This window comes from Succinivibrio sp., from assembly GCF_045124615.1.
In the GTDB taxonomy this organism is placed as follows: Bacteria; Pseudomonadota; Gammaproteobacteria; order Enterobacterales; family Succinivibrionaceae; genus Succinivibrio; species Succinivibrio faecicola.
In genome coordinates this window covers 1-11,509 of record NZ_JBGVMC010000144.1, presented here as the reverse complement: position 1 = coordinate 11,509, position 11,509 = coordinate 1, and the positions used below count along the sequence as shown (strand labels likewise).

Annotated in this window: 10 protein-coding genes; 9 read left to right on the top strand and 1 reads right to left on the bottom strand. The window is 36.1% G+C overall.

What is annotated here, in order from left to right; all coding sequences use genetic code 11:
• Nucleotides 1–84 precede the first annotated feature (84 nt).
• From coaE to ACJML3_RS03820, 8 genes are read left to right on the top strand one after another with little or no spacing between them, the layout of a single operon-like run.
• Nucleotides 85–711, top strand: a complete 627-nt coding sequence (gene coaE / locus ACJML3_RS03855; RefSeq protein ID WP_406020785.1) for a dephospho-CoA kinase — start codon at nucleotides 85–87, stop codon at nucleotides 709–711.
• Nucleotides 712–726: 15 nt separating this feature from the next.
• Nucleotides 727–1,476, top strand: coding sequence for a cell division protein ZapD (gene zapD / locus ACJML3_RS03850; RefSeq protein WP_406020783.1), 750 nt, complete (start codon nucleotides 727–729; stop codon nucleotides 1,474–1,476).
• A 6-nt stretch (nucleotides 1,477–1,482) separates the two neighbouring features.
• Complete coding sequence (locus ACJML3_RS03845) at nucleotides 1,483–1,788, top strand: DNA gyrase inhibitor YacG (RefSeq protein WP_406020781.1); 306 nt, start codon at nucleotides 1,483–1,485, stop codon at nucleotides 1,786–1,788.
• 16 nt (nucleotides 1,789–1,804) lie between these two features.
• Nucleotides 1,805–4,420, top strand: coding sequence for an LPS-assembly protein LptD (locus ACJML3_RS03840; RefSeq protein WP_406020779.1), 2,616 nt, complete (start codon nucleotides 1,805–1,807; stop codon nucleotides 4,418–4,420).
• Nucleotides 4,421–4,437: 17 nt separating this feature from the next.
• A complete protein-coding gene (locus ACJML3_RS03835; RefSeq protein WP_406020777.1) occupies nucleotides 4,438–5,859 on the top strand; it encodes a peptidylprolyl isomerase in 1,422 nt (473 codons plus the stop codon).
• Nucleotides 5,859–6,848 carry a 4-hydroxythreonine-4-phosphate dehydrogenase PdxA gene (pdxA, locus tag ACJML3_RS03830; protein ID WP_406020775.1) on the top strand — a complete coding sequence of 330 codons (990 nt, stop codon included), beginning with the start codon at nucleotides 5,859–5,861 and terminating at the stop codon, nucleotides 6,846–6,848. Before ACJML3_RS03835 ends, pdxA begins: the two co-directional genes overlap by 1 nt.
• Nucleotides 6,849–6,850: 2 nt before the next feature.
• Entirely contained in the window at nucleotides 6,851–7,648 is a 798-nt protein-coding gene (gene rsmA, locus ACJML3_RS03825; RefSeq protein WP_406020773.1) for a 16S rRNA (adenine(1518)-N(6)/adenine(1519)-N(6))-dimethyltransferase RsmA, read from the top strand.
• The gene (locus ACJML3_RS03820) at nucleotides 7,648–8,724 is read left to right on the top strand and encodes a methyltransferase (RefSeq protein ID WP_406020771.1); all 1,077 of its coding nucleotides are present in this window, start codon (nucleotides 7,648–7,650) and stop codon (nucleotides 8,722–8,724) included. The genes rsmA and ACJML3_RS03820 overlap by 1 nt, the downstream gene beginning before the upstream one ends.
• 86 nt (nucleotides 8,725–8,810) lie before the next feature.
• Here ACJML3_RS03820 and ACJML3_RS03815 read toward each other — a convergent pair whose 3' ends face one another.
• Nucleotides 8,811–9,827 carry a 2-hydroxyacid dehydrogenase gene (locus ACJML3_RS03815; protein WP_406020769.1) on the bottom strand — a complete coding sequence of 339 codons (1,017 nt, stop codon included), beginning with the start codon at nucleotides 9,825–9,827 and terminating at the stop codon, nucleotides 8,811–8,813.
• Nucleotides 9,828–10,288: 461 nt separating this feature from the next.
• Here ACJML3_RS03815 and glgC point away from each other — a divergent pair.
• Nucleotides 10,289–11,509, top strand: a 1,221-nt coding sequence (gene glgC, locus ACJML3_RS03810) for a glucose-1-phosphate adenylyltransferase (RefSeq protein WP_406020767.1), incomplete at its 3' end; no start/stop codon positions are given.

The following is an 11,509-nucleotide window of genomic DNA, read 5'->3' as shown; positions in this document are numbered from 1 at the left end:
CTCAATACTAATAATTCAGGTCATTTTTTACATAAAAAATGAACTTTTTGGTAAAATTCAGTCAAAAATTTAGAAATATGCAAAATGACACAAAAAAAATTTATCGTTGGACTCACAGGCGGAATAGCAAGTGGAAAGAGTGCTATAGCAACGCTTTTTAAAAGACTAGGTGTAAACATTGTCGATGCAGATCAGGTTGCAAGAGATGTTGTACAAAAAGGTACAGCTCTACTTGAAAAAATAAGGCTGACATTTGGTGATGAGGTTATTCTTTCTGATGGCACACTTAACAGAAAAAAACTAAGAGAAATTGTTTTTGCAAAAGGTGCTGAGGACAAGCTCAAGACACTAAATGAGCTTATGAGAAACGATATTCAGTCAACAATAAAGAAAAGAATTGATGAAGCTTTAGGTCTATATGTGATAGTCATGGTACCTCTCCTTTTTGAGCATCATCTTGAAAATACAGTAGACAGAATTCTTGTCGTTGATGTTGATGAGAGTTTACAGAAAAAAAGACTCTGCCAGAGAGATAACATAGATCTAGAACTTGCTGAAAACATGATAAAAAATCAGGTTTCAAGAGCTTTTCGATTAGAGCATTGTCATGATTTAATCAAATCAGATGATTCTCCCTTAGATAAAAGGTTCAATGTCGTGTTAAAATTACATAAAATGTACCAGCAAATGGCAGAACAAAAAATTAAGTAAAAAGAGACAGGTGACATGTTTAATTTTGATTTTCCATTAAGCCCAAGAGCAAGAACCTACTTAAAACTTGAGCAGGTTTTTAAAAATGCTGAAAAATGCACTGATTTTAATTCAGAACAACATGTCATGTATTTGCTACGATGCGTTGTTGATTTCATTGATATCGTCGACGGCTCTTCTGCTATCAAGATAGATCTTTTAAAGGATCTAGAAAAATGCGACAGCACTTTAAGACAGTTTGAAACAGATCCTGAATGTGACCTTGTAGTTGTAAATAAACTTCACGATGATATTGCAAAGGCAAAACAGATCCTTGATAACTTTACTAGACAGAGAACTGTTCTTAAAGATGATCCTATCATTGAACTAATCAAACCTCGTTTCATGACTCCTGGCGGTCTTAACTGTTTTGATACTCCTATGTTCACCTACTGGCTGTCACTTAATGAAAAAGAAAAGCATGACAGAGCTACAAACTGGTTACATGAATTTGACTGTATCAGAGTTCCTGTATATACAATTTTATATATCTGGAGATTATGTGCAAACTTATCTGACAGAGTTGCAAAATCAGGCTTCATGCAGGAAAGTGCAGACACCTGTGATCTGATTAATATTCAGTACTCTAAGGATGTTGCTGCCTACCCTGTTGTCAGTGGTTTCCAGTCAAGAGTAAACATAAGATTTTTACCTTTTGAAAAGGGTACTCCTGTTGGAGATATTCCTTTTAAAATTGCTTACATCAAGAGTTCATTAGAACAGTAATACACTATGAGTCTTAAGGATCTTCTGCCAGATGGCACTTATGATGAGATTGTAAGAGAAGCAAAAAACAACTCTTGCCAAAAAGACTCATCTGTTATAAAAACAAGATGTCCTATGTGCAAGAAAGAGATTGTTTATGACGTTAACAATCCTTTCAGACCATTCTGTTCTGAAAAATGCAGAATTCTTGATCTTGGAGAATGGGCGTCAAATCACCGAGTAATAAAAGGCAATAGTGTACTTGATGATGAAGATGCAGATCTGATAGATAGATCAGATACACCAAGATACAATCAGAAAGAAAACGATTAAAGGAAAATATTCATAAGTGTCTAAATTACACTATGCAAAACTAGCATTAGCAGTTGCTGCTGCCATTTCAGCTGGTATTACCTACGCACAAGAAGATGTTTCTAAAAAGGATGCATCCTATAACATTACTACTAAGAAAATTGTAAGTAATGAAGATCCTTCATTAAAACTGATGGAATTCTCAAAGAAAACCATCGACACTATGAATACAGAAACCTCAAAGGAATTCATGAGAAATGAAACTGTTCTCAATGTTTCAACATTCCCGATGAAACTTCTTCAGAATGTTTCAAAAACAAACTGGAAGCCAAATCCAAGTAGACCTATTGCCAAAAGAGATATGGCCTGCTACTTTGAGGTTCCAAGCTACAGAGAACCAAAGTCTTATGACGTCAATACAACTCCAATTAATATTGAAGCTGATGACGTTGAAGGAAAAATTGTCGGCAAGGACGAGTTGCTTATATACAAAGGCAATGTTATCGTAACTCAAGGCGATAAACAGATTATTTCAGATAAGGCCGAGTACAGCAGTATTTCAAAATCAATCAAAACTATCGGAAGTACTCTTTTAAGTGCTCCTGAGTATACCGTAACCACTACAGATGGTGCTGAACACAATATGGAAAAGAAAACTGTAAAGTTTTCTAATTCCAAATATGTAATGAACGGCTCTGTATACAACGGTACTGCAGATGAATTTGAAAGCAACGATGCTGATGGAACAAAGATCCTAAAAGGTGCTACTCTGTCTGCCTGCCCAATATCAAAGCAAAGCTGGCACATCTACTCATCTTCAATAGAAATTGACAAGGATTCATCATTTGGATCATCTTGGAATGACGTGCTGTTTTTAGGTAAGGTACCTGTTTTCTATACACCTTATGCAAACTTTCCTATCACAAACAAACGTAGATCTGGTTTACTCCCTATTGAAATCGGATACACATCAGGAAAGGGCTTGTCATATGAATTACCTATCTATCTGAATCTTGCAACAAATTATGATGCAACAGTTACTCCAAGCCATGATGCAAAACGTGGTGATTACTACACTCTTGAGCTAAGAGATATGCCATTTAAGAATCTTAATGGTCTAATTGAGGGTACAGTATATACAAATGACAAAAAATACAATCAGACAAGAGAAGAAGAAGGTAAAAGTGCTGTAAAAAGATTCTTGTTAAAGATTGAACAGAATCTGTCTCTTCTAGAAAATGATCTGAATGTAAGACTTGATTACTCAAAAGTTAGAAATGACGATTATACCTATCTGTCAGATATCAGTCAGGAAGATGTAGCTATTACAGACTCATCCCTAGTTCAGAGTCTGTCAGGTAACTATATTCAGGATAAATTTGATATACGTGCTGAAATCAGAAGATATCAGAATATGTTTTCTGTATACAGCGTATCAAGTTATAAGCCATTTGCACTTGAACCTCAGGTTTCTCTGAGCGGTTATGACACATACGGTCCATTCTCTTTCAGACTTGATTCAGAAGTTACAAAATTCACACTAGATAAAGTCAGGGACGACAGAAGCAATAAGCTTCAGTTTTTAAGAACCCATGCTGAACCTTCTGTTCAATATCATATTTATGATGGATACGGAACAACTCTTCAGATTGGAGGTCGCTACTTCATTACACATTATGATCAAAGCGATCTATCTGAATTACCTGAAAGATATCAAACAAGACTTGGATATTTGAATCATGAGGATTCTATAACAAGATCTCTTTATCATATAGAGGCTAAGGCAAAGACTACTTTAGAAAGAAAGATTCTGGATATGCGTCATACCCAGACTCTTGAACCTGAACTGAAATATAACTATATCCCTTATAAAAATCAGGATAATATTGCGTTGTTTGATACAACAAGCAGATATGATGATTACTATACTCTGTTCAGTTACAGGAAATATGCAGGCTTAGACAGAATTGCAAACGTAAATGCTGTCACTGCTGGCTTTACTACAAGAATTCTTGATCCTCATGACAAGGAAAAATTCAGATTCAGTATTGCTCAGGCATTCAACTTTGAAGATAACAAGGTAAAACTTTATCAGACACAGAATCTGAGAAATGAGCCACATACTCCGATTGAAGCTTCAATGGATGCTCAGCCTGTTGAACAGATCAGATTCCATATTGCATCACAATATGACCCTGATAAAGATGTTCTGAGAAACTTCAATACAACAATTAATTTTAAAAATCAGGACAACCTGACTTTAGGTACATCCTATCGTTACTATAGACTTGGAAACTATCACGTATCAAAGCTGACTCCTGTTGATGTAAGACAAATTGGCTTTGACATGTCTGTTCCTCTTTCACATGACTATAAAATCTTCGGTGCTGTATACCGCGATCTTGAACAAAAATACAATATCGACAAAAAAATAGGTATCAAATACGAAGACTGCTGTTTTGCAATCAGCCTGCTCTATGAAAGCTATATGGCGATGGACTGGAAGAACCTGGTTCACAATCAGGACAAATTCTTTGGTATTCAGTTCGAATTTAAAGGACTTTATACTGTCAAGGCTAAGGGTATTTCAGATCCTAACGGAACAGGTACTCATTATCTACCTTCATTAGATTTAACAAACCTTAATCAATAAGGCATAAGGTATAAAACATGATCAAAAATAATAGAATAATAAAATCGCTGACTGTAGCTCTAGCTTTAGCTTCATATGCATTAGGTAGTGCAAAAGCTGTTGAAAATACAGATGTACAAAATCAGGTTCTAGACTCGACTGCTGCCGTTGTAAATAACGGTATCATCACTGAAAATGAACTTAATGCCATGGTTGCAAGCATTGAGGAAAAATACAAGAATCATGGAGCAAATGTTGATCCAATTGATATAAGACGACAGGCTCTCCAGGCCCTGATTACAAGAAGTATTATTCTCCAGATGGCTGCAAATGGTGGTATGAGAATCACTGATATGCAGCTTGATTCTACCTTAGAACAGTCTGCTTTAAGATCAAATACCAGCGTTGAACAGATTTTAAAAGGCTATGGCAACATCTCAACTGCCGCAGCCCGTGAAAAGTTCAAGGAAGACTACGTTATCAATGAGGTAAGACGTAATTCTGTTGCTCAGAGAGTTCATATTTCTCCATCTGAAATTGAATCTCTTGCAAAAGCTTTAAAATCTCGTGGCGGTGTAGAACCTCAGTATCACATTGCTCAGATCATCATTCCAATGTCATCAAACCCATCTGACAATGAATATATCAGAATTCAGAATGAAGCAAAAAAAGCTCTAAAGGAAGCAAAAGCAGGAGTAAATTTTGATGAAATTGCAGCTAAATATGCTGTTAACGAGAATAACTCTGACTTTGGCTATATTCCTGAAAGCTCTGTACCGCTCCCATTCTTACCAGCTGTAGTTTCTGCAAAACCAGGTGATGTTGTAGGTCCTTTCAGATCTGCTATCGGTATGCACATCATCAAGGTTTATGATGTTTCTCATTCAGCAGCAAGACCTATCAAAACCTATGACAGCGCTCATATTCTAATCAAAACTTCAATTATCTTCTCTGATGAGGCTGCTGTTGCAAAGCTAAAATCAATTCTTGATGACATCAAAGCAGGCAAGATTAGCTTTGAAGAAGCTGCTAAAAAATACTCTGAAGATCCTGGCTCTGCTGTTAATGGCGGTAACCTAGGTTATGCTACTGCACAGACTTACGATCCTGGCTTTGCTAAAGGTCTAGAATCACTAAAGGTAGGTCAGATTGGTGGACCATTCAAATCATCTTTCGGCTGGCACCTTATCTACCTTAAGAATACAAAAATCGATAGAGAATCTCTTGATGTTTTCAAACAGAAAGCTCAGGAACTTCTATTTGACAGAGAATATCAAGAAGCTCTGCTCTCATGGGAAAGAAGTATACGTGAACTTGCATATATTCACATTCTTGACCCAATCCTGTTAAAAGCAGGTGTATCTCTTGAGAATGATCCTTCACAGAAGAATCAGACTCTTGAAATCCATGACGATCAGAATTCTCAGGAACTTTCAAAAGACGCTAAATTTGTTGACTAATGAATACACGTATTGCAATTACATCCGGTGAGCCTTCAGGTATCGGACCTGAGCTCATGTATCATCTTTCAAAACTTGAATTTGAGGATATACAGTTTGTTGTTTTAGGTGACAGAAAACTGATAGAAAAAAGAGCATCATTATATGGTAGCGATTTTACTATCAGTGAATATGATAAAGACAGATTTGAACCACAAAGAATAGGTAATATCTGTGTTATGGATATTCCTCTGAATGTAGAATCTGTTGCAGGTCATATGGACTCAAGAAACGCTAAGTATGTCATCAATCTGTTAAAAACAGCGTCTGACGGATGCATAAGCAGGGAATTTAAAGGTATTGTAACAGGTCCTATTAGTAAGGCTGTTATTACTGAAGTTATTCCTGACTTTACAGGTCATACCGAATATTTTCAGAACCTTACCAACACAAAAAAGGTTGTGATGATGTTAGGTTGCGACAAATTCAATGTAGCTCTTGCAACTACTCATCTTCCTATCAAGGATATAAGCAAGGCTATCACAAAAGAGCTTCTCTTTGAGATTGTTACAATTTTAAACCATGATCTGAAAACTAAATTCGGAATAAAGAAGCCTCATATCATAAGCTCCGGACTTAACCCTCATGCAGGTGAGGACGGACACCTTGGAACAGAAGAGCTTGATACCATTATTCCTGCATTTAATGAATTAAGAGAAAAAGGTATCGATATAGAAGGACCTCTTCCTGCAGATACCATGTTCCAAGATAAATTTATTGAGCGTGCAGACGCTTTTCTAACCATGTATCACGATCAGGGACTTCCAGTGCTGAAGTACGCAGGTTTTGATTCAGGTTTCAATACAACATTAGGACTCCCATATATAAGAACATCTGTTGATCACGGAACTGCTCTTGATCTTGCAGGTAAAGGTATCGCTGATGCCGGTTCTTTAATCTGTGCAATTAACCTTGCAGCTAACATGGCAAGAAGAAGTATTCAGGAGTAAATATGGCACTGCCACCAGTACATATGAAAGCTCGTAAGCGCTTTGGTCAGAACTTTCTAGTAAACGACCATATCATCGGTCAGATAGTTGATGCAATTAATCCAAAAGAAGGTGAATTTCTCGTTGAAATTGGACCTGGTCATGCTGCATTAACAAGACCTGTACTTGAAAGAGCAAAAAAATTAACAGCTATCGAGCTTGACCGTGACCTTGTTGAGATCTTAAAGCATGATCCTTTCTTAAAAGGACTTACCATCATTGAGGGTGATGCTCTTAAAGTAGAATTTGATAAACTTGAAGGTGCTGGTAATTTAAGAGTTTTTGGAAATCTTCCATACAACATCACATCACCTATCATTTTCCATCTTCTGTCTCAAAAAGGCATTACAGATATGCATTTCATGCTGCAAAAGGAAGTGGTAGAACGTCTTGCAGCTGCACCTAATTCAAAGGATTACGGCAGACTTACTGTAATGACACAGTTTCATGCTCAGGTAATTCCTATGCTTATTGTGCCTCCTTCAGCTTTCAGACCTGCACCTAAGGTTGTATCTGCAGTTGTAAGATTAAAGCCAAAGGACTTATCTGACGAGCAGAGAGCTTTAGTGCCATATTTAAACAACATTACAACTACCGCATTTTCAGCTAGAAGAAAGACCATTAGAAACTCACTGTCTAAATTCTTTACAGAGCAGGAACTAAACAGTTTTGGTCTTGATCCTGTATTAAGAGCTGAAAATATCAGTGTTGAAAAATATGTAGAACTTGCTACGGCTTTAAAACTGAGAGATAAAATCTAATGGCTAATGATGCAATCTTCAAGCTTCTAGAAAGAAACGAAGATATCTTCAAGGACAGAGAAATTCTCCTTACAGGAGATCTTCTTGATAATGCCCTACTGACTTTTATTAAATATGCAAAAAAAGCTGTTGTGGTTACAGATAACTATGTGACATTTAAAGCAATGGCTGCCATGGTTGGAAAGAGTGCTAGCGACGAGTGTGAACAGTGTATTGAATACAAACACCTAAAACTAATATTCGGCACTGATGAATATGCAAAAATGCAATTTGACAGTGTTGATACACTTGTTGTTGTTCTTTCTAAAAACAAAAATCAAACAGTCAGAATATTAAATTCATACAAAGAAAAATTAAAAGCAGGCTCATTTATCTATACAGCAGGTTCAAATGACGGTGGAGCTAAAAGTGCTGATACTCTGTTAAAAGTTGCAGGTCCCGTCAGAAAAGTCGATCTTGCAAGAAAATGTACTCTCTTTAAAGCCATTTATGAAAATGATTTTTCAACCTACAAAAAGCCTGAAAATATAAATGTTGAAGTTGGATCTTTTGAAGCTCAGTTAAAACAAGATCCTAACGTATTTTCTACAGAAAAACTTGATAACGGAACTGCTCTTTTACTTGAAAGCATGGTCGATGTTATCCCTCAGGGAAATGCTCTTGATTTAGCATGTGGTTGTGGTGTTGTAGGTATTTTCTTATCTAAGCTTGGATTTAAGAATGTTACAAGTACAGATGTATCAGCTTGTGCTCTTTCTCTTACAAAAGAGAATGCAAAGCTAAACAATATTGATGATCTGTATACAGTGCCATCTGATATGCTAAGCAATCTTAAAGAATACTCTTTAATAGCAGTAAATCCACCATTTCATATTGGTCTTGATACAAGCACTGCTCCAACAATAAGTATGATTTTAGATGCTCCTAAGCATTTAAAAGAAGGTGGTGCTATGTACCTTGTGGCTAATGCACATCTTGGATATGAAAAAATCATCAATGATGCATTTGGAAATGTTCAGATAATGAAAAGAACACCTTCTTTCATTGTTTATAAAGCGTTGAAAAATACACAATAGTTTTTATCGCATTTATTAAGATTCAATGAAAAATCTAAAAAAGGGACGATTCAATGGACCGTCCCTTTATAATTCTCTAATTAAGATTAAGACTGAGATGAAACTTCGTTTACAAGCTCTTTTCCTTCAAAGTAGTCTTTAACATTGTGAAGTGTTGTACTTACAATGTTGTGCATAGCTTCCTGTGTAAAGAATGCTTGATGTGAAGTGATTAGCACGTTGTTAAGGCTCATTAAACGGCTTAAGTTATCATCAGTAATGATCTGATCTGAACGATCCTGATAGAAGTAATCGTGCTCTTCTTCATAAACATCAAGACCAGCAGCACCAATTTTTCCACTCTTAAGACCATTTACTAAATCTTCAGAATTGATTAAGGGACCACGACCTGTATTGATGATCATTACTCCATCTTTCATCTTGGCAATTGAATCTTTGTTAATGAGATATTTGTTTTCCTGAGTCAAAGGACAGTTTAGGGAAATAATGTCTGATTTTGCATATAACTCATCTAAGGATACGTACTTGATGCCAGATTTCTTCTCGTACTCCTTATCCTCAAAAACATCATAGGCAAGAACATTAATTCCAAAGCCCTGAAGGATGCCGATTAATACTCTGGCAATCTTTCCTGTTCCAATAACACCTGCAGTCTTACCGTATAAATCAAAACCCATTAAACCATGCAGAGCGAAATTACCATCACGTGTACGTGAATATGCTCTATGGGTCTTTCTGTTAAGGGTTAAAATCAAAGCAATAACATGCTCAGCAATAGCATGTGGTGAATAAGCAGGAACTCTTACAACTCTGATACCAAACTCTTTAGCACTTGCTAGATCAACATTATTAAAACCAGCACAGCGTAAAGCTAAAATCTCTACATTGTTTTCCTTTAACTTCTTTAATACTTCACGATCTGCTCTATCGTTAACAAAGATACATACAGCCTTTGCACCGTGAGTTTCATCTGCATTGTGAAGATCAAGGAATGATCTATGATAAATAAGGTCAAAACCTAGATTTTCCTGCTTGTTAAGATCGGTGAATGCATGTCTGTCGTAGCTGTGAGTTCCGAAAAATACTATCTTGTTATTTTCCATTTTATTTGCCTCAGGTAGAAGATGATTTTTTTCCTTTTATAAGTTAATTTTAAATTAAAACTTGATCACGATCAAAAAAAATAATTATAGAAAAATCAGGATCTTTTTTGGAGCATTTAGCATTCTTATGCGATTTATAATGCAATTTTCATAAAACACCTACAAATGATAGGAAAATTGAACAAATTTTTTCACGTCTTTTTAAGCCATAGTACGCAATTATAGAAATTAACATGAAATACTCAGCAAAAATGGGAATTTTTCTGTTACTTTGAATAACAAAAATTAAAAACGACATCTGACAGAACGGCTTTTATATCATATTCTTCAAATTAGGCTCATGATTATTTAGTTAATAATTAAATACAAATACTAAAGCCTCATAATGATCAGATTGCCCGTTCAAAGAAGGACTACAGATATTAGTTTTTTAATAATCGACACAATATAAGGATAGAAGAATGTCCGGAGTACTTGGAATGATTTTAGCTGGTGGTGAAGGTACAAGACTTATGCCACTGACCGAAAGCAGATCTAAACCTGCCGTTCCTTTTGGAGGCAGTTACAGAATTCTTGACTTTGTAATGAACAACTTTGTCAACTCAGGCATTATTAAAATATTTGTAATAACTCAGTACAAATCGCAGTCTTTGCAGATGCATCTGAAAAAAGGTTGGCAGGTAAGTGGTATCACAGGAGCTTTTATCGATGCCCTTCCCGCTCAGATGAGAGTCTCCAGAGAATGGTATCAGGGTACTGCCGATGCTGTTTATCAAAATCTTACATTCTTAAAAGAACAGTTCCCAGAACATGTATGCATCTTCGGATCTGACCATATATATAAAATGGATATCAGAAAAATGCTGACATTCCATAAGGAAAAGAATGCAACTCTTACTGTTTCTGCAATAAAAATGAAAGCTGAGGACTGCTCTGGCAAATTCGGTATTATTGAAGTAGATGAAAACTGGAAAATGGTTGGATTTGAAGAAAAACCAAGAGTTCCAAAAGAGATACCAAATGATCCTGGATATTGCCTAGTTTCAATGGGAAACTATATCTTTAAAGCAGATCCTCTTTGCTCTATCTTAGTTGAAGACAATGAGAACAGACTTTCAAGCCATGATTTTGGTAAGGACATTATTCCTAAACTGTATCCTAATGATGAAGTTTATGTTTATGACTTCAGCTCAGTCATTCTAGACGGAGAAAACAAAAGCGGTTACTGGAGAGATGTTGGCTCAATTGATAGCTATTATGAGGCACATATGGATCTTTTAGGAACAACGCCAAAATTCAACCTACAGAATCCTAAATGGCCATTGCATACATTCTATCCTCCACTACCGCCAGCTGACTTTACAGATACTGATGAAAATCAGTCTCATGTTTCTATGTCACTGATTTCGGCAGGTTGCAGAATAAATGGTGCAGCAATCAACAAATCAGTGCTTGGATTCAGATGTCAGGCTCTTGATGGTGCAAGTGTTGATGGTTGCGTGCTTGTAGGAGACAATATTATCGGAGCTGGAGCAAAAATTAGAAATGCTATTTTAGACAGATATGTACAGGTCGCTCCTAATTTTACTATTGGTTATGATTATCAAAAAGATATACATCTGTTGCAAAAACACGAAAAAACGGATGTAAGGATCTCTGAAAATGGCATAATTGTAATACCA

Coding starts and splice junctions, on each gene's coding strand:
- coaE (WP_406020785.1), top strand. CDS start 85: ATGACACAAAAAAAATTTATCGTTGGACTCACAGGCGGAATAGCAAGT.
- zapD (WP_406020783.1), top strand. CDS start 727: ATGTTTAATTTTGATTTTCCATTAAGCCCAAGAGCAAGAACCTACTTA.
- ACJML3_RS03845 (WP_406020781.1), top strand. CDS start 1,483: ATGAGTCTTAAGGATCTTCTGCCAGATGGCACTTATGATGAGATTGTA.
- ACJML3_RS03835 (WP_406020777.1), top strand. CDS start 4,438: ATGATCAAAAATAATAGAATAATAAAATCGCTGACTGTAGCTCTAGCT.
- pdxA (WP_406020775.1), top strand. CDS start 5,859: ATGAATACACGTATTGCAATTACATCCGGTGAGCCTTCAGGTATCGGA.
- rsmA (WP_406020773.1), top strand. CDS start 6,851: ATGGCACTGCCACCAGTACATATGAAAGCTCGTAAGCGCTTTGGTCAG.
- ACJML3_RS03820 (WP_406020771.1), top strand. CDS start 7,648: ATGGCTAATGATGCAATCTTCAAGCTTCTAGAAAGAAACGAAGATATC.
- ACJML3_RS03815 (WP_406020769.1), bottom strand. CDS start 9,827: ATGGAAAATAACAAGATAGTATTTTTCGGAACTCACAGCTACGACAGA.